This is a genomic window from Caenispirillum bisanense (assembly GCF_039523075.1).
In the GTDB taxonomy this organism is placed as follows: Bacteria; Pseudomonadota; Alphaproteobacteria; order Rhodospirillales; family Rhodospirillaceae; genus Caenispirillum; species Caenispirillum bisanense.
On sequence record NZ_BAAAEP010000001.1, the window covers coordinates 79,152 to 102,574 of the forward strand.

Annotated in this window: 25 protein-coding genes; 22 read left to right on the plus strand and 3 right to left on the minus strand. The window is 70.7% G+C overall.

From position 1 onward, the window contains the following. The first annotated feature begins 71 nt into the window (after positions 1-71). From ABD056_RS00350 to ABD056_RS00420, 15 genes are all read left to right on the plus strand, one after another. Complete coding sequence (locus ABD056_RS00350) at positions 72-737, plus strand: DUF1007 family protein (protein ID WP_343863297.1); 666 nt, start codon at positions 72-74, stop codon at positions 735-737. A 12-nt stretch (positions 738-749) separates the two neighbouring features. Continuing rightward, entirely contained in the window at positions 750-1,799 is a 1,050-nt protein-coding gene (locus ABD056_RS00355) for a nickel/cobalt transporter (RefSeq protein WP_343863299.1), read from the plus strand. A gap of 143 nt (positions 1,800-1,942) precedes the next feature. After that, positions 1,943-4,141 carry a 4Fe-4S binding protein gene (locus ABD056_RS00360; RefSeq protein WP_343863301.1) on the plus strand — a complete coding sequence of 733 codons (2,199 nt, stop codon included), beginning with the start codon at positions 1,943-1,945 and terminating at the stop codon, positions 4,139-4,141. Positions 4,142-4,209: 68 nt separating this feature from the next. After that, positions 4,210-6,147, plus strand: coding sequence for a TAT-dependent nitrous-oxide reductase (gene nosZ, locus ABD056_RS00365; protein ID WP_343863303.1), 1,938 nt, complete (start codon positions 4,210-4,212; stop codon positions 6,145-6,147). Next, a complete protein-coding gene (locus ABD056_RS00370; RefSeq protein WP_343863305.1) occupies positions 6,144-7,454 on the plus strand; it encodes a nitrous oxide reductase family maturation protein NosD in 1,311 nt (436 codons plus the stop codon). The genes nosZ and ABD056_RS00370 overlap by 4 nt, the downstream gene beginning before the upstream one ends. Continuing rightward, positions 7,451-8,383 (plus strand): ABC transporter ATP-binding protein, encoded by a 933-nt coding sequence (locus ABD056_RS00375; RefSeq protein ID WP_343863307.1) that lies wholly within the window; start codon positions 7,451-7,453, stop codon positions 8,381-8,383. Before ABD056_RS00370 ends, ABD056_RS00375 begins: the two co-directional genes overlap by 4 nt. Beyond that, positions 8,380-9,207 carry an ABC transporter permease subunit gene (locus tag ABD056_RS00380; RefSeq protein WP_343863308.1) on the plus strand — a complete coding sequence of 276 codons (828 nt, stop codon included), beginning with the start codon at positions 8,380-8,382 and terminating at the stop codon, positions 9,205-9,207. The genes ABD056_RS00375 and ABD056_RS00380 overlap by 4 nt, the downstream gene beginning before the upstream one ends. After that, entirely contained in the window at positions 9,207-9,869 is a 663-nt protein-coding gene (locus ABD056_RS00385) for a nitrous oxide reductase accessory protein NosL (protein WP_343863310.1), read from the plus strand. Before ABD056_RS00380 ends, ABD056_RS00385 begins: the two co-directional genes overlap by 1 nt. Next, positions 9,866-10,804 carry an FAD:protein FMN transferase gene (locus ABD056_RS00390; RefSeq protein WP_343863311.1) on the plus strand — a complete coding sequence of 313 codons (939 nt, stop codon included), beginning with the start codon at positions 9,866-9,868 and terminating at the stop codon, positions 10,802-10,804. Before ABD056_RS00385 ends, ABD056_RS00390 begins: the two co-directional genes overlap by 4 nt. A 68-nt stretch (positions 10,805-10,872) precedes the next feature. Next, a complete protein-coding gene (locus ABD056_RS00395; protein WP_343863312.1) occupies positions 10,873-11,250 on the plus strand; it encodes a bleomycin resistance protein in 378 nt (125 codons plus the stop codon). 65 nt (positions 11,251-11,315) lie between these two features. Continuing rightward, a complete protein-coding gene (locus tag ABD056_RS00400; protein ID WP_343863313.1) occupies positions 11,316-12,032 on the plus strand; it encodes a Crp/Fnr family transcriptional regulator in 717 nt (238 codons plus the stop codon). Then, positions 12,029-12,739 (plus strand): Crp/Fnr family transcriptional regulator, encoded by a 711-nt coding sequence (locus ABD056_RS00405; RefSeq protein ID WP_343863315.1) that lies wholly within the window; start codon positions 12,029-12,031, stop codon positions 12,737-12,739. The genes ABD056_RS00400 and ABD056_RS00405 overlap by 4 nt, the downstream gene beginning before the upstream one ends. A gap of 35 nt (positions 12,740-12,774) precedes the next feature. Further along, entirely contained in the window at positions 12,775-13,497 is a 723-nt protein-coding gene (locus ABD056_RS00410) for a Crp/Fnr family transcriptional regulator (RefSeq protein ID WP_343863317.1), read from the plus strand. After that, positions 13,490-14,206 (plus strand): Crp/Fnr family transcriptional regulator, encoded by a 717-nt coding sequence (locus ABD056_RS00415; RefSeq protein ID WP_343863319.1) that lies wholly within the window; start codon positions 13,490-13,492, stop codon positions 14,204-14,206. The genes ABD056_RS00410 and ABD056_RS00415 overlap by 8 nt, the downstream gene beginning before the upstream one ends. 81 nt (positions 14,207-14,287) lie before the next feature. Next, positions 14,288-14,689 (plus strand): cupredoxin domain-containing protein, encoded by a 402-nt coding sequence (locus tag ABD056_RS00420; RefSeq protein WP_343863321.1) that lies wholly within the window; start codon positions 14,288-14,290, stop codon positions 14,687-14,689. Between the two features lie 78 nt (positions 14,690-14,767). Here ABD056_RS00420 and ABD056_RS00425 read toward each other — a convergent pair whose 3' ends face one another. The 3 genes from ABD056_RS00425 to ABD056_RS00435 form a co-directional block, all read right to left on the minus strand. Beyond that, positions 14,768-15,325 carry a hypothetical protein gene (locus tag ABD056_RS00425; RefSeq protein ID WP_343863323.1) on the minus strand — a complete coding sequence of 186 codons (558 nt, stop codon included), beginning with the start codon at positions 15,323-15,325 and terminating at the stop codon, positions 14,768-14,770. A gap of 67 nt (positions 15,326-15,392) precedes the next feature. After that, a complete protein-coding gene (locus ABD056_RS00430; protein WP_343863325.1) occupies positions 15,393-17,036 on the minus strand; it encodes a NapC/NirT family cytochrome c in 1,644 nt (547 codons plus the stop codon). 163 nt (positions 17,037-17,199) lie between these two features. Next, positions 17,200-18,810 carry a cytochrome D1 domain-containing protein gene (locus ABD056_RS00435; RefSeq protein WP_343863327.1) on the minus strand — a complete coding sequence of 537 codons (1,611 nt, stop codon included), beginning with the start codon at positions 18,808-18,810 and terminating at the stop codon, positions 17,200-17,202. A 362-nt stretch (positions 18,811-19,172) separates the two neighbouring features. Here ABD056_RS00435 and cobA point away from each other — a divergent pair, with 362 nt between their 5' ends. The 7 genes from cobA to ahbB (ABD056_RS00470) are packed head-to-tail and all read left to right on the plus strand — an operon-like array spanning position 19,173 to position 23,420. Further along, on the plus strand, positions 19,173-19,970 hold the full coding sequence (gene cobA / locus ABD056_RS00440; protein WP_343863329.1) for a uroporphyrinogen-III C-methyltransferase: 798 nt from the start codon (positions 19,173-19,175) through the stop codon (positions 19,968-19,970). Continuing rightward, on the plus strand, positions 19,963-20,292 hold the full coding sequence (locus ABD056_RS00445; RefSeq protein ID WP_343863331.1) for a c-type cytochrome: 330 nt from the start codon (positions 19,963-19,965) through the stop codon (positions 20,290-20,292). Before cobA ends, ABD056_RS00445 begins: the two co-directional genes overlap by 8 nt. After that, positions 20,289-21,485 (plus strand): cytochrome D1 domain-containing protein, encoded by a 1,197-nt coding sequence (locus tag ABD056_RS00450; RefSeq protein WP_343863333.1) that lies wholly within the window; start codon positions 20,289-20,291, stop codon positions 21,483-21,485. Before ABD056_RS00445 ends, ABD056_RS00450 begins: the two co-directional genes overlap by 4 nt. Before the next feature lie 3 nt (positions 21,486-21,488). Next, positions 21,489-21,941: an Lrp/AsnC family transcriptional regulator gene (locus ABD056_RS00455; RefSeq protein WP_343863335.1), complete on the plus strand. Its 453-nt coding sequence runs from the start codon at positions 21,489-21,491 to the stop codon at positions 21,939-21,941. After that, positions 21,938-22,462 carry a siroheme decarboxylase subunit beta gene (gene ahbB / locus ABD056_RS00460; protein WP_343863337.1) on the plus strand — a complete coding sequence of 175 codons (525 nt, stop codon included), beginning with the start codon at positions 21,938-21,940 and terminating at the stop codon, positions 22,460-22,462. The genes ABD056_RS00455 and ahbB (ABD056_RS00460) overlap by 4 nt, the downstream gene beginning before the upstream one ends. Then, entirely contained in the window at positions 22,459-22,914 is a 456-nt protein-coding gene (locus ABD056_RS00465; protein WP_343863339.1) for an Lrp/AsnC family transcriptional regulator, read from the plus strand. Before ahbB (ABD056_RS00460) ends, ABD056_RS00465 begins: the two co-directional genes overlap by 4 nt. Continuing rightward, complete coding sequence (ahbB, locus tag ABD056_RS00470) at positions 22,911-23,420, plus strand: siroheme decarboxylase subunit beta (protein ID WP_343863341.1); 510 nt, start codon at positions 22,911-22,913, stop codon at positions 23,418-23,420. The genes ABD056_RS00465 and ahbB (ABD056_RS00470) overlap by 4 nt, the downstream gene beginning before the upstream one ends. Positions 23,421-23,423 lie beyond the last annotated feature (3 nt).

Genomic DNA, 23,423 nt, shown 5'->3' on the forward strand with positions numbered 1-23,423 from the left:
CCGCCGCGGCTTGATCCCGGCCGCCGGCTCCGGCAGTGTGGCGGCAGTTCCCACGGAGAGAAGGGTCGACGATGGCAGACCGCGCCCCCCGCGCGCGCCGCCTGAGGCTGTTGCTGACCGCCGCCGCGGTCCTCGGCGCCGTGCTGGCTGCCGCTCCGCCGCCGGTGGCGGCTCACCCGCATGTCTGGATCGACACCCGCGCCGTCCTGCACCTGGACGTCGACCGCCGCCTGCACGCGGTCGCCCTGCGCTGGCTGTTCGACGAGCTGTATTCCGAAGCGGCGGTGATGGACCTGCCGGCGCGCGATGCCGCCGCCCTGCGGACCATGGCGGCGGAAGCCATGACCAACCTGCGCGACTGGCGCTACTTCACCGATCTGCGGCACGACGGTCGCCGCCTCGACACCCTGCCGGTCACCGAGTATGACGCCGCCTGGGTCGACGGCCGGCTGGAGTTCACCTTCACCCTGACGCTGCCGCAGCCGGTGGACCTGCGCCACCAGCCGCTTGCCTTGCGCGTCTTCGACCCGAGCTTCTACATCGACGTCGCCTTCGAGGAGGACAGGCCGCTGGCGGTGCAGCCGGCCGCCGCCGCCTGTTCGGTGGAGCGGCGTCCGGCCCCGGCCGAGCCCGACCTGACGGTGCTGTCCGATGCATACCAGTCGCCCGACGTGGAGCCGGGGTCGGAGGGCATCGGCGGTGCCTTCGCCGATACGCTGATCGTCCATTGCCCGTGAGGTGATCCCGCCATGCTGCCGTTCCCGACGCTGCCGCGCCGCCGCTCCTATCGTCACCTGGCCGTGCTCGCCGCCGTGCTGACGGTGGTGGCGGTGGCGGCGGTCGGTCTGGTGCCGGAGGGGGCGGTGGGGCAGGCGCTGGCCGCCGCCGGCCAGTGGGTGCGGGCGTCCCAGGCCGAGTATCAGCTGGCGCTCAAGGGGGCGGTGGAGGCCCTGCGCGGCGAGCACGCCGGGCAGGCGGCGCTGTCGCTGATCGGCCTTGGCTTTATCTATGGCGTGCTGCATGCGCTTGGCCCCGGCCACGGCAAGGCGGTGATCGGCGCCTATGCCCTCGCCAACGGCCGCCAGACCCGCCGCGCCGTGGTGCTGTCGTTCACGGCGGCGCTGGTGCAGGCGCTGTCGGCCATTGCCCTGGTGGCGGCGGCCTTCCTGCTGATCGAGGGCGGCGCCCGCTGGGCCACCCGCACCGCCGACCGTTACCTGGAGCCGGCGAGCTATGCCGCCGTCGCCCTGGTCGGCCTGTGGCTGGTGGCGCGGGCCGGGCTGGCGCTGGTGCGGGCATGGCGGTCGGCGCGGCCGGCGGCGGCGGCGGCGCACCACCATCACCACGACCACGACCACCATCACCATCACCACCATCACGGCGACGACTGCGGCTGCGGCCATGCCCACCTGCCGACGCCGGCCCAGGCCGAGGCGGCGGAGGGCTGGGGCCGCATCCTCGCCCTGTCGCTGGCCATCGGGCTGCGACCCTGTACCGGCGCCATCCTGGTGCTGGTGCTCGCCTTCGGCATCGGGCTGTGGCCGGCCGGCGTCGCCGCCGCCCTGGCCATGAGCCTCGGCACGGCGCTGACCGTGTCGCTGCTGGCGGTGCTGGCGAGCGCCGCCGGCCGCAGTGCCGAGGCCGCCACCGGCACCGCCGTCGCAGCGGCCGGCGGCACGGCCCGACGGTTGCCGCTGGCTGCCCTGTTCGGGCTGGCCGGCGGGCTCGCCGTCACCGCCATCGGCGTGGCCCTGCTGATCGCCGCCCTCGACCGCCCGGCGCATCCGCTGCTCGGCTGATCGCGGATCGCCGCGGCGGGGTGGGCAGGGTCGCCTACCACCACCGCGCGTACACTTGACCAGCGTCAAGGCTCTTTCCCCGCTCCCCGGCCACCATGCCGGCATCGCAGCGTCACCCGACGCTCCGGGAGTGAGGGAGTGCAATGTCCGGTCCAGCCCGAGGCCTTCGCGCCGCCGCCCTGATCGCCGCCTTCGTCCTCGGCCTCGTCCTGCCGGATGCGGCGGCGCAGGCGGCGGTGCTGGAGCGTTTCCTGCCGCAGGCGGTGGTCGCCGACCTGGTGCCCGGCGCCGATCGCCTGGGCCCGCCCGAGGGTGAGCCGCCGGTGGCGCCGGCCTTCAAGGGGGCGGAGCTGGTCGGCTACGTCTTCATCAACTCCGACTTCACCAATTCCACCGGCTATTCCGGCCGGCCCATGCACGTGCTGACCGGCGTCACCGCCGAGGGCGTCATCTCCGGCCTGCGGCTGGTGGAGCATCACGAGCCGATCGTGCTGATCGGCATTCCCGAGTCCAAGATCACCGCCTACCTGGACGGGCTGGTCGGCTACGACGCCGTCACGATGACCGCGCCGGCCGGCAAGGGCGACCCGGACATCATCTCCGGCGCCACCGTCACCGTGCTGGTGTTCCACGACAGCATCACCCGCGCCGCCGCCAAGGTGGCCCGCCGCCATGGCCTCGGCGGTCTGGCGGCGGCCGGTGCCCAGCCGGCGGCGCCGGTGCGCGACATCGCCATGGATCGCCCGGCGGAGGTGACCGACTGGCAGACCCTGGTCGGCGACGGCTCGGTCCGCCGCCTGCTGCTGACGGTGGGGGAGGTGAACGAGGCCTTCGCCGCCGCCGGCAATGCCGCCGCCATGGCGCGGCCGGAACCGGGCGAGGCGGACGACATCTTCATCGACCTCTACGTGGCGCAGGTCAGCGTGCCGACCATCGGCCGTTCCCTGCTCGGCGAGAACGAGTGGCGTAACCTGCAGCAGAGCCTGGGCGAGGGCGAGCAGGCCATCCTGGTGATGGGGCAGGGGCGCTATTCCTTCAAGGGCTCGGGCTATGTGCGCGGCGGCATCTTCGACCGCATCCAACTGGCCCAGGACACGTCCTCCATCCGCTTCCGCGACCGCTGGCACAAGCGCCTCGGTCATGTGGCGGCGGCGGGGGCGCCGGACTTCCCCGAGGTCGGCCTGTTCCGCATCCCCCGCGACGTCGAGTTCGCGCCCACCCTGCCGTGGCAGCTGGAACTGCTGGTGCAGCGCACCACCGGCGCCCTCGACAAGGCCTTCGTCACCTTCGACGTCTCCTATGCCGTGCCGGAACCCTATCTGGCGCCGGCGCCCGCCGCCGCGCCGACGGCTGCCGCCACCTCCGCCGTCGCCGAAGATGCCCTGCTCGACCACGACGAGGGCAGCGCCCGCGACAGCCTGTGGAAGAGCATCTGGCAGTCCAACCTGTGGAGCGCCGGGCTGCTGGCCGCCTCGGTGGTGTTCCTGACGGTGGTGTTCTTCTTCCAGGATCTGGTGGTGCGGCGGCCGAAGCTGCTGAAGGGCATGCGCTACGCCTTCCTCGCCTACACGCTGGTGTGGATCGGCTGGCTGTCCAACGCCCAGCTGTCGGTGGTCAACGTGCTCACCCTGTCGAGCGCCATCGCCAACGGCTTCAGCTGGCAGTACTTCCTGATGGACCCGCTGGTGTTCATCCTGTGGTTCGCCGTCGCCGCCTCGCTGCTGTTCTGGGGCCGGGGTCCCTTCTGCGGCTGGCTGTGCCCCTTCGGCGCCCTGCAGGAACTGACCAACCACGCCGGCCGCCGCCTCGGCATCCGCCAGATCCAGGTGCCGTGGGGCCTGCATGAACGGCTGTGGCCGATCAAGTACATGATCTTCATGGCCCTGTTCGGGCTCGCCCTCTACGACCTCGCCCTGGCCGAGAAGCTGTCGGAAGTCGAGCCGTTCAAGACCGCCATCATCCTCAAGTTCGTGCGCGACTGGCCGTTCGTGGTCTTCGCCCTGGCCCTGCTGGTCGCGGGCCTGTTCATCGAACGCTTCTTCTGCCGCTACCTGTGCCCGCTGGGCGGGGCGCTGGCGGTGCCGGCGCGGATCCGCATGTTCGACTGGCTGAAGCGCTGGCCGGAGTGCGGCACCCAGTGCAACCGCTGCGCCCGCGAATGCCCGGTGCAGTCGATCCACCCCGAAGGGCACATCAATCCGAACGAGTGCATCTACTGCATGCACTGCCAGGAGCTTTACCGAGACGACTTCCGGTGTCCGCACAACGTGACGCGGCGCCTGAAGAAGGAGCGCCGCCGCAGCTCTCCCATCGCTGCGGAGCGCGACCCGAAGGCGGCCTGATCCGGCCGCCGACAGCAGCCCCGGGGGGAACGTCCCGAGGCGAAGAAACCAAGACGGAGGACTGCAACATGACTGAGCGCGACGCGACGACGACCGGGATGTCCCGGCGTTCGCTGCTCGAAACCACTGCCAAAGGGGCGACACTTGCGGGACTGGCGGGCGCGGCCGGTGTCGGTGGTGTCACCATGGCCGGTGGCGGCATCCGCAGTGCCAAGGCGGCGACACCGGGCGCCGACGGCGCCGTGGCGCCGGGTGAGCTTGACGAATACTACGGCTTCTGGTCCTCGGGCCAGTCGGGCGAGGTGCGCATCTTCGGCGTGCCGTCCATGCGCGAGCTGATGCGCATTCCGGTGTTCAACATCGACAGCGCCAGCGGCTGGGGGATCACCAACGAAAGCCGCCGCATCCTCACCGAGAACCTGACCGAGGAAACCAGGAAGTTCCTGTCGACCCGCGGTGGCATCTACCACAACGGCGATGCCCACCACCCGCACATGTCGTTCACCGACGGCACCTATGACGGGCGCTACATCTTCATCAACGACAAGGCCAATACCCGCGTCGCCCGCATCCGCTGCGACGTGATGAAGCCCGACAAGATCATCGAAATCCCCAACGCCCACGACATCCACGGCCTGCGCCCGCAGAAGTACCCGCGCACCGGCTACATCTTCGCCAACGGCGAACATGAAGCGCCGCTGCCCAACGACGGCCGCGACCTGGACAATCCCTCGGCCTACCGCTGCATCTTCACCGCCATCGACGGCGACGAGATGAAGGTGGCGTGGCAGGTGATCGTCGACGGCAACCTGGACAACGTCGACGCCGACTACCAGGGCAAGTATGCCTTCTCCACCAGCTACAACGCCGAAATGGGCGTCACCCTGGCGGAGATGACGGCCAACGAGCAGGACCACGTGGTCGTGTTCAACATCGCCCGCATCGAAGAGGCGGTGAAGGCCGGCAAGGCCACCATGATGAACGGCATCCCGGTGCTGGACGGCCGCAAGGGCTCGCCCTACACCGTCTATGTGCCGATCTCCACCAGCCCGCACGGCATCAACACGGCGCCGGACGGCAAGCACGTGGTCATCAACGGCAAGCTGTCGCCGACCGTGTCGGTGATGGATGTGACCAAGCTGGAAGCGGTGTTCGAGGGCAAGGCCGAACCGCGGTCGGTGATCGTGGCCGAGCCGCAGCTGGGCCTCGGCCCCCTGCACACCGCCTATGACGACCGCGGCAACGCCTACACCACCCTGTTCATCGACAGCCAGGTGGCGAAGTGGAACATCGAGAAGGCGATCCAGGCCTTCAACGGGGCCCAGGTTGACCCGATCCTGGAAAAGATCGACGTCCACTACCAGCCCGGCCACAACAGCACCACCATGGGCGAAACCCGCGAAGCCGACGGCAAGTGGCTGGTGTCGCTCAACAAGTTCTCCAAGGACCGGTTCCTGAACGTCGGTCCGCTGAAGCCGGAGAACGACCAGCTGATCAGCATCCACTCCGACAAGGAGCCGATGAAGCTGGTCCACGACGGCCCGACCTATGCCGAGCCGCACGACTGCATCCTGGTCCGCGCCGACATCGTCAACCCGCGCGACACCTGGGACCGCAACGACCCGATCTTCAAGGACACGGTGGAGCTGATCAAGTCGAAGGGCGTAGACCCCGAGGCGGCCGCCGACGTGATCCGCGAAGGCAACAAGGTCTTCGTGTTCATGACCTCGCAGGCGCCGGAATTCTCGCTGGAGAAGTTCGAGGTCAACGAGGGCGACGAGGTCACCATCGCCATCACCAACATCGATGACGTGGACGACCTTACCCACGGCTTCACCCTGTCCAACTACGGCCTGGTGATGGAGCTGGGGCCGCAGCAGACCGCCTCGGTCACCTTCACGGCCGACCGGCCGGGCGTGCACTGGTACTACTGCCAGTGGTTCTGCCATGCGCTGCACATGGAAATGCGCGGCCGCATGCTGGTCCACCCGAAGGAAAAGGCATGATGCGCCCCGGCGCCATCATACGCAGCCTCGCGCTGGTGTCGGCGGTCCTCGTGACCGCCGCCACCACGGCGCCGGCCGCCTCCGGCGGGGCGGAGATGCCTGCCGCCGCCGGTGCCCTCGCGGAGACGCAGGATCTCGCCGCCCTTGTGGGCGCCGCGTCACCTGGCGAGGTCCTGCGTCTCCCAGAAGGCACCTATCGCGGCGGGGTGATCATCGACAAGCCGCTCACCCTCATCGGCGAGGGGCAGGTCATCATCGACGGCAGCGGCAAGGGCCGGGTGCTGGAGCTGCGCGCCCCCGACATCACCCTGCGCAACCTGACCATCCGCAACTCCGGCGGCTCGCTGGAGAAGGAGGACAGCGGCGTCTACGTCACCCAAAAGGCGCCGCGCGCCGTGGTCGCCGGCAACCGGTTCGAGCACACGCTGATCGGCGTGTTCCTGAAGGGGCCGGAAAATGCCCAGGTGATCGACAACATCATCGGCGGCCGCGGCGACCTGCGGGTGAACGAACGCGGCAACGGCGTGCAGATGTGGAACTCCCCCGGCAGCCGTATCGAGCGCAACTTCATCTCCGGCAGCCGCGACGGCATCTTCACCACCACCTCGAAGCAGAACGTGTTCGCCGACAACGTCATGCAGGGCGTGCGCTTCGCCGTGCATTACATGTACACCAACGACAGCATCCTGCGGAACAACCGCTCGATCGGCAATGACGCCGGGTACGTCATCATGTTCAGCCACAGCCTGACGGTGGAAGAGAACGTCAGCCGCGGCGATTCCGAGCATGGACTGGTGTTCAACTTCGCCAACTCGTCGGTCATGCGGCGCAATTCGGTGGTGGATGGCGGCGCCAAGTGCGTCTTCATCTACAACGCCAACAAGAACGACTTCCGCGACAACCTGTTCCAGGGCTGCGGCATCGGCATTCACTTCACCGCCGGGTCGGAAGGCAACACGGTGGTCAGCAATGCCTTCGTCGGCAACGAGAACCAGGTGAAGTACGTCGGCACCAAGTATCTGGAATGGGCCGAGAACGGGATCGGCAACTACTGGTCCGACAACGCCGCCTTCGACCTCGACAACGACGGCATCGCCGACCGCCCCTACCGCCCCAACGGCCTGGTCGACCAGATCGTCTGGCGGGCGCCGGAAGCCAAGCTGCTGCTGACCAGTCCGGCGGTGCAGCTGATCCATTGGGCGCAGTCGGCCTTCCCGGCCATCCTGCCCGGCGGCGTCGTCGACCCCCACCCCCTCATGCGCCCGCCGCCGGCCACGGCGGAGCGGCTGGCGGAGATCCTGAAATGAGCCAAGACGTCATCCGCCTCGACCATGTGACCAAGCGCTACGGCAGCTTCACCGCGGTTGAAGACCTGTCGCTGGCGGTGCCGCAGGGCGAGTTCCTGGCCCTGCTCGGCCACAACGGCGCCGGCAAGACCACCATGATGAAGATGGTGCTGGGCCTCACCCGCCCGACCTCCGGCAGCCTGTCGGTGCTGGGCGCGGCGGGCGGCATCGCCGGCCGCCAGAGCGTCGGCTTCCTGCCCGAGAACGTCAGCTTCACCGGCGGCTCCACCGGGCGGGAGGCGCTGCGCTTCTACGCCCGCCTGAAGGGCGCGCCCAAGGCGCAGGTGGAGGAGCTGTTGCAGGCGGTCGGTCTGGCGGAAGCCGGCAACAAGGCGGTTCGCACCTATTCCAAGGGCATGCGCCAGCGCCTCGGCCTCGCCCAGGCGCTGCTGGGCGACCCGCGCCTGCTGCTGCTGGACGAGCCGACCACCGGCCTCGACCCCATGCTGCGGCAGGAGTTCTATCGCATCCTGCGCGACATGAAGGCGCGCGGCGTGACCATCCTGCTGTCGTCGCACGTGCTGACCGAGCTGCAATTGCGCACCGACCGCATCGCCATCATGCGCAAGGGCCGGCTGGTCGCCTGCGACACCCTGCGCGGCCTGCAGGAAGCGGCCGGCCTGCCGGTGCGCATCCGCGTCCGCGTGCCGGAAGGTGGGGCCGCCCGCGCCGCCGCCCAGGCCGGCGAAGGGGCGACGGTGCTGGCCGCCAACGGCCGGTCGGTGGAACTGGGGGTGTCGCTCGCCATGAAGATGGACGCCCTGCGCCGGCTTGCCGCCGGCACCGACGGCAGCGTCGAAGACCTTGATGTCCTGCCGCCGAGCCTGGAGGACGTCTATGCCCACTTCGGCGGCCTGCCGCCGGCCGGTCAGCAGGAGGTGCCGTCATGAGCCCCAGTCTCGTCATCGCCGGCCGCGAAATCCGCGAGGGCCTGCGCAACCGCTGGGTCGCCACGGCGACGCTCATCCTCGCCGCCCTGGCGCTGGCGCTGGCCCTGGTCGGCAGCGCGCCGGTGGGCGAGGTGGGCACCGGCCGGCTGACGGTGACCATCGTGTCGCTGTCGAGCCTGAGCATCTACCTGCTGCCGCTGATCGCCCTGCTGCTCGCCTTCGACACCGTGGTGGGCGAGGCGGAGCGCGGCACGCTGCTGCTGATGCTCGCCTACCCCCTCAGCCGCTGGCAGATCGTCGCCGGCAAGTTCCTCGGCCATGCCGCCATTCTGTCGTTCGCCACCACCGTCGGCTTCGGCAGCGCGGCACTGGCCATCGGCTTCAGCGCGCCGGTGCTGCCGACCTCGGCCGAATGGTGGAACTTCGCCGGCCTGATCGGCGCTTCCATCGGCCTCGGCCTCGCCTTCGTGGCGGTGGGAACGGTCATCAGCGTGACGGTGCGGGAACGCACCACCGCCGCCGGCGTCGCCATCGTGGTGTGGCTGTTCCTGGTGGTGCTCTACGACATGGGCCTGCTGGCGGCGCTGGTGGCGACCGGAGGCCAGGGCTTCCTCGGCCAGACCCTGCCGGCGTGGCTGCTCGCCAACCCGGCCGACGCCTACCGCCTGCTGACGCTCGCCGCCTTTGACGGCGCCGGCGCCATCGCCGGGCTGGAGGCGGTGGTGGCCGATCTGCCGGCGGTGTGGCCCATGCTGGCCCTGCTGGCGTGGATCGCCGGGCCGCTGGCGGTCGCCTGGACCATCTTTGCCCGGAGGGAACTGTGATGCGCCGCTGGCTTCTGATCGCTGCCGCCGCCGCCTCGCTGCTGCTCACCGCCTGCGACGACGGCGGCCAGCAGGCGGAGGCGCCGCCGCCGGTCGCCCCCACCCGCGACGCCGTCACCCACTTCGGCGGCATGATGCTGCTCGACCACGCCGGGCCGCGCGCCCAGATCCACCTGACCGGCGGCGAGGTGCTGTGGTTCCCGGCGGTGAGCGACGCCGTCGCCTTCACCCTGCTGCCGGAGGAAAGCAAGGCCATCGCCGCCATCTACGTCTCCGACATGGCGACGGCGCAGGGCTGGGCCGAGCCCGACACCTGGGTGCTGCACGACGCCGCCCTCTACGTCATCGACAGCGAGGCCCGCGGCGGCATGGCGATGCCGGAGGCGGTGCCGTTCTCCGCCCGCCCGGCGGCGGAGGCCTTCGTCGCCCGCCACGGTGGCCGCATCGTCGGGTGGGCGGACATCCCGCCCGACTACGTGCTGCGGGCGCCGGAGGACGATGCCCCCATGCCCATGCACTCCCACGGCGAGCGCCACGGCGCCCTGGGCGAACCGACCATCTTCGACCTGCTGGGCGAAGACCCGGTGACCTGCCTGACCCCCGCCGGCGAGGTCGCCGCCACTCCCGCCGCCGCCACGGCCGCCACGGAGGTTTCGCAATGACCGCCCTCAGCCGCCGCCGCCTGCTGGTCATCGCCGCCGGCACCGCCGCCATCGCCGCCGCCGTCGCCGCCGCCGCCGCCGCCCTGGCCGACGCCGGCCTGCGCCGGTGGAAGGGGGTGGCGCTGGGCGGCGCGGCGGAGATGATCCTGCCCGCGGAGGCGCTGCCGCTGCTGCCCCGCCTGCAGGCCGAGATCGCCCGGCTGGAGGCGGTGTTCAGCCTCTATCGCCCCGACAGCGCGCTCAGCCGCCTCAATGCCGCCGGCCGGCTGGAGGCGCCACCGCTGGAACTGGTGGACCTGATGGGGCGGGCGCGGGCGGTGTCGGCGCTCACCGGCGGCGCCTTCGACGTCACCGTGCAGCCGCTGTGGAGCCTGCACGCCCGCCATGCCCGCGCCGGCACCCGCCCGGCGGCGGCGGAGCTGGGGGCGGCGCGGGCGCTGGTGGACTGGCAGGCGGTCTCGGTGGCGCCCGATGCCGTCCGCTTCGCCCGGCCGGGCATGGCGGTCACCCTCAACGGCATCGCCCAGGGCTACATCACCGACCGGGTGGCGGACCTGCTGCGGCGGGAGGGACTGACGGAGGTGCTGGTGTCGCTGGGCGAGACCCGCGCCCTCGGCGCCCACCCCTCCGGCCGGCCATGGCAGGTGGCGCCCGCCGAGGGCGCGGCGCCGCTGCCGCTGTCCGGCGGAGCGCTGGCGACCACGGCGGCGGCGGGCACCCGCATCGACCCGCGCGGCCATCTGCTCGACCCCCGCACCGGCCTGCCGGGCGGGGAGGGGCTGCGGGTGACGGTCGCTGCCACCACCGCCACCACCGCCGACGCCCTTTCCACCGCCCTGCCGCTGCTGCCGGCGGCGGAGCGGGCGCGGGTGCTGGCGGCGGGCGGGGCCACCGCCGCCTGGATCGACGACGGCCACGGGGTGGTGCGGCTGTAGACCATCGACAGCGATCCGGCCGGCGGGCACCCTGGGCGTTCCTCTCGCGCCTGCCCAGGGAGCCCGCCATGGACGGCTACGCCACCCCGAACCTGCCCGCCCGGTCGTTCGACGCGACGGAGGCGTTCTACGGCCGGCTCGGCTTCACCCGCCACTGGCGCGACGACGGCTGGCTGATCCTAAAGCGCGGCGGCCTGATGCTGGAGTTCTTCCCGCACCCCGAGGTCGATCCGCTGTCCAGCTGGTTCAGCTGCTGCCTGCGCCTGACCGACCTGGACGCCTTCTATGCCGACTGCCGGGCGGCGGACATTGCCGAGGGGCGCAGCGGCTTTCCCCGCCTGCATCCGCCGGTGGCGCAGCCGTGGGGCCGCATGGCGGCGCTCATCGACCTGGACGGCACCCTGCTGCGGCTGATCGAGACCCCGGCGCCGTCTTCCCCGCAATGACGGCGGCGAAATCGCCCGCCAATTCTTGACCAGCGTCAAGGGACGCCGGCGGCGGGGCGGGCAGCATGGTTTCCACCCCCTTGGTATTGAAGGGCCGTGATGCCATGCCCATCGACATCGAACGCCTGTCCGATTCCGCCGTCACTGCCGCCGCCGTGCGCCGGCTCATGCCCCTCGGCGGCGTCCGCCCGGTGCCGCGCGATGCCGTGCTGGCCCGCGCCGGCGACGCCGTCGACCGCCTGTTCCTGGTGCTCAGCGGCCGCTTCCTGTGCTCCGTTCCGCTGGCCGAGAGCGGCAGCGACCTGCCGGTGCCGGTGGAGGAGCTGATGCGCGGCACCCTCATCGGCCTCGCCGACTGGTGCGCCGACCGCCGCCATTCGGTGACGGTGGAGGCGGTGGCGGCCGGCGAGGTGGTGGAGATCGACCCCGCCCGCCTGGCCGCCCTTGCCGCCGCCGACGGCGAACTGGCGCTGGTGCTGGTGGGCCTGCTGTCCATCGGCCTGCGCCATTGCATCGGCGCCACCGAAGCCATGCGCCAGCGCACCGTCAAGCAGCGCACCGCCGCCTATCTGCTTGGCCTGCCGCCGGCCTCGCGCGGCGGCGGGCTGGAGGTGCGGCTGCCGATGGCGAAGAAGATCCTGGCCGCCCACCTCGGCATGACCCAGCAGAGCCTGAGCCGCGTGCTGCGCCATCTGCGCGCCGACGGCGTCAGCGTGCGCGGCCGCCACGTCGCCATTGCCGATCCCGGCCGACTGCAGGCGATGCTGGAGGGCCACGCATGAACGCCCATGGATGCGCCCTGCATGATCCGGTGGCGCCGGAGGTGACGGCGGCCCTGCTGGCGGCCGGCAGCGACCTGTTCGTGCCGGCGGGCACCCTGCTGTTCGGCCAGGGCGACCCGGCCGACCGCTTCTTCCTGCTGCGCTCCGGCCGGGTGCGGCTGTTCGTCGGCGACTCCGGCGGCGGCGAGGCGGTGCTGCACGTCTTCGGCCCCGGCGACATGTTCGGCCTGCCGGCCATGGTCGGGCTGCAGCGCTACCCGGTGAACGGCGAGGCGCTGACCGACTGCAGCATCGCCGTCGTCACCCGCGGCGCCCTGCTCAGCCGGCTGGAGGCGGAGCCGGCGCGGCTGACGTCGCTGCTCGGCGTGCTCGGCGCCCGCTGGCGGGCCATGGCGCGACGGCTGGCGGAACTGAAGGCGCTGCCACCGACGCAGCGGGTGTGCATCTGGCTGCTGCGCGCCGCCGCCGAGGCGGTGCCCGGGCGGGCAGGGGACGAGGCCGACGACGGCCCCGTCGCCTTCACCCTGGATGTACCGCACTACGTCATGGCGGGGGCGGTGGGCATGGCGCCGGAGAACCTGTCGCGCGCCTTCCAGCGCCTGCGCGACCACGGCATCCAGGTGCGACGTAGGGAGGTACAGATTGAAAGTCTTGCTACCTTACGCACCTTGGCCCTTGGTGAGGGTTGTGAAACAGGATTAGACTAACGGCCGGATTCAGCCAAAAAGCACTAGGTCTCGCCATGCCCGCTTCCGCTGCCGCCCAGATGCTCGCCCAGTCGCGCCTGTTCGCCCGCCTGCCCCATGGCGAGCGCGAGGCGCTGGCGGCGTTGGCCGAGGTGCGCAGCTTCCGCGCCGGCGAACGCCTGATCGAGCGCGGCCGGCGGGCGGAGGCGCTGTTCGCGGTGCGCTCCGGCTACGTCAAGGTCTACCTGCCCGGCGCCACGGCGCGGGACGAGCATGTCATCGACATCCACGGCCCCGGCACCCTGATCGGCGAGACGGCGGCGACCGGCGTCGGCGACTATCAGGTGTCGGCGGTGGCGCTGGACGCGGTGGAGGCGCTGGCCATCCCGGCGGAGGCGCTGAACGCCGCGCTCGCCCGCAACTATGACGTGGTGCTGACGGTGATGGGGGCGGTGACCGGCTCGCTGCGCGGGCTGCTCAACCAGGTGACCGAACTGAAGATGAAGTCGACGGCGCAGCGCCTGGCCATGTTCCTGGTGCAGCTGTCGCCGGTGCAGGAAGGGCCGGCCGAGATCGACCTGCCGTACAGCAAGCGGGTGGTGGCGGAAAAGCTGGGCATGACGCCGGAAACCCTGTCGCGCTCCATCGCCAAGCTGGCGCCCGTCGGGGTGACGCCGGCCGGCCGCGACCGGCTGGTGGTGGCCGACATGGATGCCCTGGCCGAGTTCGCAGGCTTCATCCCCGACGAGGACGACGACGCGGAGATGCGCCATGGCTGAGAACCGTCCGTTGGTCGCCGCCGACCTGCGCGCCCTGTCGCAGGCGCCGCTGTTCGCGCAACTGGGGCCGGCGGAACTGGAGGCGGTGGCCGCCACCGGCTCGGTCCGCCGCTACGATCACGGCGCCCTGCTGTTTTCGGCGGGCGACGAGGCGGATGCCTTCTATGCCGTGGCGGAAGGGGCGGTGCACCTGTTCGCGCTCACGCCCGAAGGCGACCAGAGCCTGGTGACCATCATCGGCAGCGGCGAGTCCTTCGCCGAGGCGGCGCTGTTCGGCGCCGGCCGGTTCCCGGTCAATGCCGAGGTTCAGGGCGGTACCACCCTCATCCGCATCGACGGCCGCCTGTTCCTGAAGGCCCTGCGCGACAACAAGACGCTCGGCTTCCACATGCTGGACAGCCTGCTCGCCCGGCAGGTGTTCCTGATCCACGAAATCCACCACCTGAAGGCCCACAGCCCCAGCCAGCGGCTGGCGTCCTACCTGCTGTCGCTGATCGAGTCCGACGCCTGGAACGGCCGCGGTCGCCTGCCCCTGCGCAAGCAGCTGGTGGCCAGCCGCATCGGCATCGAGCCGGAAAGCCTGTCCCGCGCCCTGCGGCGGCTGGACGAGGCCGGCGTGGTGTGCGCAGGCGACCATGTGGTGGTGGAGGACGAGGCGCTGCTGCGCGCCTATTGCGCCAGCTTCGGCGAGGCCGACCTGCTGCGCTGAGCCGGTCACCTTGCCCACAATCAAGTCCCGCCGCCCCGCCGCCCGGCATCATCGGACGGTTGCAAGCGGGAGTGCGAGATCATGCGACTGTTGTTTCCCTTCACCGCCGCCACCGCCGTCCTGGCCGCCCTGCTGCAGGCTCCGGCCGCCGCCGCCGAGGCCGATCCCTGCGCCGAGGCGGAGGCCCGTTACGCCAAATCGGACGCGCCGGAACTGCCGCCCGGCACAGTCCCGGTGCTCATGTACAAGAACACCTTCTGCCCCCACAACGTGACCGTTCCGGCCGGCACCACGGTGCGCTGGATCAACGTGGAGCGCACCAGCCACACGGTCTGGCTGAAGGAGCAGGGGGAGGAGGAGAGCGACCGCATCTTCCTGTCGGAGTGGTGGGAGTTTCCCTTCCCGACCCCCGGCGTCTACCCCTACCTGTGCGGCCCGCACTGGGAGAACGAGGGCATGGCCGGCAGCGTCATCGTCGAATAACGGACGGCAGCGCCCGGACAGGGCAACGGCGCCGGCGGGGAGGCTCGCCGGCGCCGTTTCGTTTTCCTGCCCTGGCCGTCAGTTGAGGGCGTTGAGCAGGGCGCTGTCGATGTATTCGACGGCGACATAGTTGGGGAAGGTCATCAGCCGGGCCAGACGGTCGGCACCGTCGACCTTGTCGGCCCACACCCGCAGATCCTCCAGGCCCTCGGGCAGCTGGTCGCCGAGCTGCTCGCGCATGACCTTGGTGCCGTCCTCGTCGATGGGGGCGCCGTAGCGGGCGGTGAGGGCGTCTTCCAGCGCGGCGGCGCGGGCGGTGTCGTCGTGGAACTCGATGATCAGCGCCAGCCGGTCGCGGGCGGCGGGGAAGACGAACAGCACCGTGCGGGCGACGCCGTCGGTCTCCAGCACGCCGGACAGCAGGGTGTCGCCGTCCTCCGCCTGGGCGCTGATGCGGGTAAGGCCGCCGGCCTCGACGGCGGCGCGGACGCTTTGCAGGTCCATGCCGAAGTCGGCGCCCAGCAGGCCCTGGATGGGCTGGCGCTCGGCGGCGAGGGCAGGGGCGGCAAGGGTGAGGAAGGGCACGGCGGCGACCGCCAGGATGGCGGCGACGGTGCGGCGAAGGGTGGTCTTCATGGGTGCCTCTCCCGGCAGATGGTGAGGGGCGGCGCGCCGGCGTGCCGGGCACCGCCCCTGATGCGCTCTACTTCTGGATGGCCGTGATTTCCGCCCCATCGGCGCCCAGCGCGAGCCGGTAGTCGATGGATACATGGTGGAAGCGGCCGTTGGTGTGGTCGTCGTGCAGGGCGAAGCCGACGGTGTAGGTCTTGCCCGGTTCCAGCACCACGTCGCCGGTGACGCCGGTGTTCAGCTTGCGGGTCATGGTGACCGTCCACACGCCGTTCTGCAGGCCGCCTTCGAAGGCGAGGCCGCTGGCATCGGTGACGACGCGCTCCGCCAGGACGTAGGAGTTCTCCGCCTCGCCAGTGCCGCCCTTGTAGCGCCACAGGTCGAGGAAGACGCCCTGGTCGAGCATGGCGGCGATCTCGCCCTCGTCCTTCAGCTTGTCCCAGCCGCCGCGCGGCTTGCCGTCGGCGCCGCGGATCTCGATTTCCGAGCGGGTGGCCGGCAGGTACTTGGTCACGCCGTGGGAGACATCGAGCCGCCCCGCCACCGCCGAGGCATCGGCCGGGGCATCGGGCATGGTGCGGGCGTCATGGTGGCAGGACGACCAGCAGGCCGACTGCCCGGCGAACTCCACATGGCCGGCATCCAGCATCACCGCCAGCTTGACCGGGTTTTCCGGGTCCATCATGCCGCCGTCGGCGAAGGGAATGGGGGCGTGGGGCGATTCCGGCCAGCTGAACTGCATGTACAGCGCCTCGGCATCGAAGGCCGCCTTCACCGTCAGCGGCACGAAGGCCGGCTTGCCGGGGATGGGGGTCGGCTCCGCCTTGGCGCCGCTGACCATCTTGGCGCCCATGTCGGCCTGTTCGCCCTCGTGGCAGAACGAGCAGTTGTCGCCGGCCTTGAAGGCGCGGGCGCCGCCGTGGTCGCTGCCCTGCTGGATCCACTCGAACGACGTGGTGCCGGGGTAGAACAGGGTGACCTTGGTCTCGGGCGTCGCCGCCCAGTCGATGGCCGCGGCAGCACCGCCGCCAGCCGGGGCCGCCGCCGTCTGCACCGCCGGTTCGGGAGCGGGGGCAGGGGCCGGAGCCGCAGCGGGAGCGGGGGCGGGAGCGGGCGCCGGCGCCGGGGTCGAGGTCGCGGCCGCCTGCTGCACCACCGGGGCCGGGGTGGCGGGGGTGGCGACGGCCGGGGTCACGCCGGCGGTGGCGGGGGCGTCCTCGTCCTCCAGCAGCTGGTGGACCGGCTTGTGGGCGATGCCCTTGTGGCAGTCGATGCAGGTCTGGCCGTCCTGCTGGGCGCGCTCGTGCATGCGGGCGGCGCGGTTCTTCTGCTTGTCCGCGTCCATGGAGGTGAAGCTGTGGCAGTTGCGGCACTCGCGGGAGTCGTTGGACTCCATGCTGGCCCACACGCGCTTCGCCAGCTCCAGGCGCTTGGCGTCGAATTTCTCGGGCGTGTCGACGTCGCCCCAGGCCCAGTGCCACAGCTCGCGCGAGGCCTGCACCTTGCGGATCATCTTGTGGATCCAGGGATCGGGAACGTGACAGTCCGGACAGGTGGCCTGCACCCCGGTCCGGTTGGCGAAATGGATGGTTTCCTTGTACTCGGCATAGACGTTGTCCTTCATCTCGTGGCACGAGATGCAGAACTCCATCTTGTTGGTCGCTTCCATGGCGGTGTTGAAGCCGCCCCAGAACACGATGCCGCCGACGAAGAGCACGGCAGCGCCCACAATCGAAGCCCCGAGAATTTTCAGGCGCCCGATCCGTTTGAAGAGCGACTCCTTGGGCATGGTCTCTCTACCTTCACAATGACCGCGGATAGGATGGGCCGGCAGCGGACCGGGGCAGGCGCCGAAGCGCCCGCCCCGTCGCTTCGGCGGCTCAGGTCACGTGCTTGATGCGGTTGTAGACGTTGAACTTGCCGGTCGGCGTCTCCAGGCCCTTGATGCGGGCCTTTTCTTCCAGGGTCTTGTCGTCGTAGACGACGATTTCACCCTTGGCGCGGTCGCCGGCGGCCTTGGCCCACACCGACACCCACGCCTCGTCGCCGTTCTTGTTGAACTCGATGTGGGTGGCGACGGCGCCCGGATGCTCGGTGACCCGCAGGGTCTTGACGATTTCGCGGGTTTCCTTCGACAGCACCTTCACGCTCTGGGCGATTTCCGGCTCGGGGTGCATGGTCTGGTCCATCCAGACGTGCTGCGAGCTGGGGTGGGTGCGCAGGAACAGGCCGGGGCCGTCCGTCGCCACCGTGTAGCACATCTTCCAGGCCTGGTCGGCGTGCTTGGCCGGGTCGTTGCCCCAGACCGCCAGCTTGCCTTCACCCAGGTGGACGGTGCCCGCCACCGGGCCGCACTTCGGGTCGATCCAGTTGGCGCCCGGGCCGGGGTGCGGCCGGTTGCCGGTTTCCAGCATGCCGGCCAGCTTGCGGTCGACCGTATCCAGGAACACCATGGTGTTGGAGGCGTTGGCCGCGATCTGGAAGTAGCGGTGATCGGCGGTGAAGAAGCCGTCGTGCAGGAACTTGGCGTTGTCCACCTTCTCGATGCGCAGGTTGTCGAGGTCGGAGTAGTCGACCTGCCACAGCTGGCCCAGTTCCTTCACCGCGACGATCCAGGTCGGCGCCAGCGGCGTGTTGTAGAGGGCGGCGACGCGCGCCTCGTTGACGTAGTTGCCGTCGATGTCCACGCCGCGGGTGGAGACGACCTTCAGCGGTTCCATGGTCTCGGCGTCGACGATGGCGAAGTGCGGCGGCCAGTACGACCCGCCGATGATGTACTTGTCCTTCCACTCGCCGTAGTGGGACACGGCGACGTCGCGGGCGTCATAGGCGACCTGGACCTCGGCAACCACCTGCGGCGGGTTCATCCACAGGTCGATCTTGGTCATCTTGCCGTCGCGGCCCATGGTGTACCAGAACCGGCCGTCGGTGGTTTCCTTCATGACGTGGACGGCGTAGCCGGTGTTCACCTTGGCGACCACTTCCTTGGTGTCGCCGTCGATGATGCCGACCTTGCCTTCGTCACGCAGGATGACCAGCACGAAGTTTTCCCAGTTGAGGGAGTGCTGCGGTTCCTTGGGGTAGTCCTTGGGCTCGATCAGAACCTTGCGGGTCTTCTTCATGTCGTCGAGCGACATCTCGGGCGGGACCGGCGGTTCCATCTGGACGTAGGTGGACAGCATGCGGATCTCGTCCTTCGACAGCTCGTTGTCGAAGTTGTTCATGCCGCCTTCGGTGCCCAGCGTCAGGATGCGCTCGATGCGCTGCTGGCCGAGCTTCTGCATGGCTTCCGGCAGCAGCGGCTTGCCGGTGGCGCCCATGCGCAGCACGCCATGGCAGCCGGCGCAGCGCTGGAAGTAAACCAGCTTGGAATGTTCGAATTCTTCCTTGGTCAGAGTCGGCTCAGCCGCCAGCGCCGCAGCGCCGCCGCCAAGGGTCAGCAGTGCGGTGAGGGTGGCAGCAGCCGCAGTGGAAGCAAGGTACGTTCTCATCTTTGGTCCCCTCCGAGACGAAGACAGTGTGGCTGCAGTCCCTTTTCCTGCTGCAGCGGATTAAACCTTCCTCGGGGTGGGGGCACCGCCCCTTGACTTTCATCAAGGGTGGAAAATTATCCACGAAATGCGCGTGGATTTACCGCAAGTCATTTCCTTCCATTTTCCAGGAATGGTTCCAGATTTCATATCAGCATGAAGTCATGTGAAGCATTGATGCAGCGCCGTTTCTGCGCCGCACAAGACGGCCACGGCCGCCGGCCCCGCCAATGTTGACCAAAGTCAAAGCCGCTCCGCCGCCCCCTCCGCATCCTTGGTCGCAGCAATCGTGCGGGTATTTCCGCAAAGGGAGGAGTGGCGCCATGACGGCATTGGGAAGCGTCCATCTGGTCGGCGCCGGGCCGGGAGACCCGGACCTGCTGACGCTCAAGGCGGCACGGCTGATCGCCTGCGCCGACGCGGTGGCCTACGACCGGCTGGTGTCGGACGCGGTGATGGCCCTGGTGCCGCCGACGGCGACGCGGGTGTTCGTCGGCAAGGAAAGCGGCTGCCACCACTGCACGCAGGACCGCATCAACGACATCCTCCTCGGCCTCGCCCGCCGCCATCGCACGGTGGTGCGGCTGAAGGGCGGCGACCCGTTCGTGTTCGGCCGCGGCGGCGAGGAGGCGGAGCACCTGACCGCCCACGGCGTGCCGGTGCATGTGGTGCCCGGCATCACCTCCGCCGCCGCCTGCGGGGCCGCCTGCGGCGTGCCGCTCACCCACCGGGGGCTGGCGACGGGCGTGCGCTTCGTCACCGGCCATGCCAAGGGCGACGCGCCGCTCGACCTCAACTGGGCGAGCCTCGCCGACCCCGACACCACCCTGGTGGTCTACATGGGCCTTGCCACCCTGCCGCAGATCAGCCGCCAGCTCATCGCCCACGGGATGCCGGCGGACACGCCGGTGCTGGCGGTGCAGAACGGCACCACGGCGCAGGAACGCCGCCTGCTCACCCACCTGGACGCGGCGCCCGAGGCGCTGGTGCAGGCCGCCTTCCGGCCGCCGACCCTGCTGGTGATCGGCCGCGTCGCCGCCCTGGCCGAGGTGCCGGCGGCGGAGGGGGTGCGGGCCGAGCCGCGCGCCCTCCGGCCGCTCGCCGTCGCCGCCCATGCGTGAGGTACTTGCCGCGACCGTCCTTCTGGCGCTGGCGACGGCGGCGCCGGCCGCGGCATCCTCCGACCCCCTCAGCCCGGCCCGCGAGGCCGAACTGCGCGTGCTGCTGGAGCAGGATTGCGGCTCCTGCCACGGCCTGACCCGCAAGGGCGGCCTTGGCTCGCCGCTCACGCCTGAGGCGCTGGCCGGGCGCAGCGACGACGATCTGGCGCTGACCATCCGCCACGGCGTGCCCGGCACCCCCATGCCGCCGTGGGCGCCGCTTCTGAGCGATGCCGAGGTCTCGGCCCTGGTCGAGATGCTGCGGCAGGGAGATGTCCAATGAGCTTCCGCACCCTCATCCTCGCCTCCGCCGCCGCCCTGGCGCTCGCCGCCGGCACCGTCGGCACCGCTGCCGCCGCCGACCTGCGCGGCACCGGCGACCTCGGCCTGGTGATCGAGCGCGCCATCGGCCAGGTGGCGGTGGTCGACCGCCTGCAGAACAGCCGCCTCGCCACCGTCAAGGGCCTGGGCGACCTGTCCCACGCCTCCGTCGTGTTCGGCCCGAGCGAGCGCTACGCCTATGTCTTCGGCCGTGATGGCGGGCTGACCAAGGTGGACATGCTGACCGGCACCATCGACCGCCGCGTGGTGCAGTCCGGCAATTCCATCGGCGGCGCCATCTCGGAAGACGGCCGGCTGGTCGCCGTCGCCAATTACGAGCCCGGCGGCGTCAAGGTGTTCGACGCCGACACGCTGGAACTGCTGGCCGACATTCCCGCCACCGCCATCGGCGACGGCAAGCGGTCCAAGGTGGTGGGGCTGGAGGACGCGCCGGGCAACCGCTTCGTCTTCAGCCTCTACGACACCGACGAAATCTGGATCGCCGACTTCTCCGCCGACCCGCGCGCCCCGGTGCTGACCCAGTTCGCCGGCATCGGCCGCCAGCCTTACGACGCCTTGGTGTCGGAAGACGGCCGCTGGTACATCGCCGGCCTGTTCGGCGAGGACGGCCTCGCCATGCTCGACCTGTGGTACCCGGAACGCGGCGTGCGGCGGGTGCTCGACGGCTACGGCCGCGGGGCGGAGCCGCTGCCGGTCTACAAGATGCCGCACCTGGAAGGCTGGGCGGTGGCCGCCGGCAAGGCGTGGCTGCCGGCCATCGGCCGTCATTCGGTGCTGGTGGTGGACCTGGCGACGTGGCAGCAGGTGGCGGAGATCCCCGTTCACGGCCAGCCGGTGTTCGTCATGGCACGGCCCGGCGGGCGGCATGTGTGGGTCAACTTCGCGCTGCCCGACAACGGCACCGTGCAGGTGATCGACACCGAGGCCCTGGCGGTGGCCGATACCCTCACCCCCGGCCCCGGCGTGCTGCACATGGAGTTCACGCCGCGCGGCGACCGCGTGTGGCTGTCGGTGCGCGACCGCGACGAGGTCCACGTCATCGACACCGAAAGCCGCGAGACGCTGGCGGTGCTGCCGGCCGACAAGCCGTCGGGCATCTTCTTCACCAGCCGCGCCCACCGCATCGGACTGTAGATCATGCAGCGCGCATCCGACTTCGAAACCCGCCTGCTCAACCTCGCCCAGCGCGACTTCCCGCTGACCGCGCGCCCCTACGCCGACCTCGGCCGCCGCCTCGGCTGCACGGAGCGGGAGGTGATCGACGCCTTCCGCGCCATGAAGGACGACGGCCTGCTGTCGCGCATCGGCGCCGTCTACAAGCCGGGCACCGTCGGCGCCGCCTGCCTGGCCGCCATGCGGGTGCCGGAAGACCGGCTGGAGGCGGTGGCAGCGCTGGTTTCCGGCTTTTCCGAGGTCAACCACAACTACCGCCGCGACCATGCCTGGAACCTGTGGTTCGTGGTCACCGCCCACAGCGTCGCCCGCCGCGACGCGGTGCTGCTGCTGATCGAGGAGGAAGCCGGCCTGCCGGTCCTGCGCCTGCCGATGGTGGAGGACTATCACCTCGACCTGGGATTCCCCCTGTCATGAGCGCCGCCGCCGATCCCCTGCTGCTGGCCGACGGCCGCGACCTCTCGCTGGTGGCGGCCCTGCGCGACGGCCTGCCGCTGACCCCGCGCCCCTATGCCGACCTCGGCAGCCGCCTCGCCATGTCGGAGGCGGAGGTCATCAGCCGCCTGCGGGCGCTGGTGGAGGCCGGCGTCATCCGCCGCTTCGGCGCCATCGTCCGCCACCACGAGGCCGGCTATACCGCCAACGCCATGGTGGTGCTCGATATTCCCGATGCCGAGGTGGCCCGTGTCGGCCACCGGCTGGCGGCGGAGGACATGGTGACCCTGTGCTACCGCCGCCTGCGGGCGCTGCCGCACTGGCCGTACAACCTCTATGCCATGGTCCATGGCCGCGACCGGGCCGTGGTCACCGCCACCATCGACTCCATGCTCGCCCGCCAGGGGCTGAAGGCCTGGCCCCATGCGGTGCTGTTCTCCACCCGCCGCTACAAGCAGACCGGCGGCCGCTACGGCCGACCGGCGCCGGAGGTGCGTCCATGAGCCCCGACCTTGATGCCGTCGACCGCGCCATCGTCAATGCCCTGCAGGGCGGCTTCCCCCTGTGCGACCGCCCCTTCGCCGCCGCCGCCGCGCCGCTCGGCCTGACCGAGGCGGAACTGATCGAGCGGCTGGTGTCGCTGCGGGCGCGCGGCGTGCTCACCCGTTTCGGGCCGCTGTGGAAGCCGGAGGCGCTGGGCGGCGAGGCGGTGCTGGCGGCCATGGCGGTGCCGGAGTCGCGCTTCGAGGAGGTGGCGGCGCTGGTCAACGCCTTCCCCGAGGTCGCCCACAACTACGCCCGCGACCATGCCCTGAACATGTGGTTCGTGGTCGCCGCCGAGTCGCCGGAACGGGCGCAGGCGGTGTGCGAGGCCATTGCCGCCGCCGCCGGCCTGCCGGTGCTGCCGCTGCCCAAGCTGCATGAGTTCCACCTCGACCTGAGGCTCGTCGCATGACCCAGCCGATCCTGCTCGACGCCACCGACCGCGCCCTGGTCACCGCCACGCAGGACGGCCTGCCGCTGCTGCCCGACCCCTACGGCGCGGTGGCGGAGGCGGTGGGCATCGCGCGGGCGGAGGTGATCGGCCGGCTGGAGCGCATGCTGGCGGCCGGCGTCATCCGCCGCATCGGCGCCGTGCCCAACCACTACCGCCTCGGCTTCCGCGCCAACGGCATGACCGTGTGGGACGTGGACGACGACCGAGTGATGGCGCTGGGGCAGGCGGTGGGCGACCTGCCGTTCGTCAGCCACTGCTACCTGCGGCCGCGCGTCGCCGGCCTGTGGTCCTACAACCTGTTCGCCATGGTCCACGGCCACGACCGCGCCGAGGCGGAGTCGCAGGCGGGCCAGATCCGCGCCCTGCTGGGCGAGGCCTGCCGCGGCGGCGAGATCCTCTATTCCACCCGCATCCTCAAGAAGACCGGCCTGCGCCTGCGCGCCAGCGCCGGGCAAGGAGGCTGACCC

Bases quoted from the DNA above. Each gene is read 5' to 3' on its own strand.
- ABD056_RS00350 (WP_343863297.1), top strand. From the start codon at position 72: ATGGCAGACCGCGCCCCCCGCGCGCGCCGCCTGAGGCTGTTGCTGACC.
- ABD056_RS00355 (WP_343863299.1), top strand. From the start codon at position 750: ATGCTGCCGTTCCCGACGCTGCCGCGCCGCCGCTCCTATCGTCACCTG.
- ABD056_RS00360 (WP_343863301.1), top strand. From the start codon at position 1,943: ATGTCCGGTCCAGCCCGAGGCCTTCGCGCCGCCGCCCTGATCGCCGCC.
- nosZ (WP_343863303.1), top strand. From the start codon at position 4,210: ATGACTGAGCGCGACGCGACGACGACCGGGATGTCCCGGCGTTCGCTG.
- ABD056_RS00370 (WP_343863305.1), top strand. From the start codon at position 6,144: ATGATGCGCCCCGGCGCCATCATACGCAGCCTCGCGCTGGTGTCGGCG.
- ABD056_RS00375 (WP_343863307.1), top strand. From the start codon at position 7,451: ATGAGCCAAGACGTCATCCGCCTCGACCATGTGACCAAGCGCTACGGC.
- ABD056_RS00380 (WP_343863308.1), top strand. From the start codon at position 8,380: ATGAGCCCCAGTCTCGTCATCGCCGGCCGCGAAATCCGCGAGGGCCTG.
- ABD056_RS00385 (WP_343863310.1), top strand. From the start codon at position 9,207: ATGCGCCGCTGGCTTCTGATCGCTGCCGCCGCCGCCTCGCTGCTGCTC.
- ABD056_RS00390 (WP_343863311.1), top strand. From the start codon at position 9,866: ATGACCGCCCTCAGCCGCCGCCGCCTGCTGGTCATCGCCGCCGGCACC.
- ABD056_RS00395 (WP_343863312.1), top strand. From the start codon at position 10,873: ATGGACGGCTACGCCACCCCGAACCTGCCCGCCCGGTCGTTCGACGCG.
- ABD056_RS00400 (WP_343863313.1), top strand. From the start codon at position 11,316: ATGGTTTCCACCCCCTTGGTATTGAAGGGCCGTGATGCCATGCCCATC.
- ABD056_RS00405 (WP_343863315.1), top strand. From the start codon at position 12,029: ATGAACGCCCATGGATGCGCCCTGCATGATCCGGTGGCGCCGGAGGTG.
- ABD056_RS00410 (WP_343863317.1), top strand. From the start codon at position 12,775: ATGCCCGCTTCCGCTGCCGCCCAGATGCTCGCCCAGTCGCGCCTGTTC.
- ABD056_RS00415 (WP_343863319.1), top strand. From the start codon at position 13,490: ATGGCTGAGAACCGTCCGTTGGTCGCCGCCGACCTGCGCGCCCTGTCG.
- ABD056_RS00420 (WP_343863321.1), top strand. From the start codon at position 14,288: ATGCGACTGTTGTTTCCCTTCACCGCCGCCACCGCCGTCCTGGCCGCC.
- ABD056_RS00425 (WP_343863323.1), bottom strand. From the start codon at position 15,325: ATGAAGACCACCCTTCGCCGCACCGTCGCCGCCATCCTGGCGGTCGCC.
- ABD056_RS00435 (WP_343863327.1), bottom strand. From the start codon at position 18,810: ATGAGAACGTACCTTGCTTCCACTGCGGCTGCTGCCACCCTCACCGCA.
- cobA (WP_343863329.1), top strand. From the start codon at position 19,173: ATGACGGCATTGGGAAGCGTCCATCTGGTCGGCGCCGGGCCGGGAGAC.
- ABD056_RS00445 (WP_343863331.1), top strand. From the start codon at position 19,963: ATGCGTGAGGTACTTGCCGCGACCGTCCTTCTGGCGCTGGCGACGGCG.
- ABD056_RS00450 (WP_343863333.1), top strand. From the start codon at position 20,289: ATGAGCTTCCGCACCCTCATCCTCGCCTCCGCCGCCGCCCTGGCGCTC.
- ABD056_RS00455 (WP_343863335.1), top strand. From the start codon at position 21,489: ATGCAGCGCGCATCCGACTTCGAAACCCGCCTGCTCAACCTCGCCCAG.
- ahbB (WP_343863337.1), top strand. From the start codon at position 21,938: ATGAGCGCCGCCGCCGATCCCCTGCTGCTGGCCGACGGCCGCGACCTC.
- ABD056_RS00465 (WP_343863339.1), top strand. From the start codon at position 22,459: ATGAGCCCCGACCTTGATGCCGTCGACCGCGCCATCGTCAATGCCCTG.
- ahbB (WP_343863341.1), top strand. From the start codon at position 22,911: ATGACCCAGCCGATCCTGCTCGACGCCACCGACCGCGCCCTGGTCACC.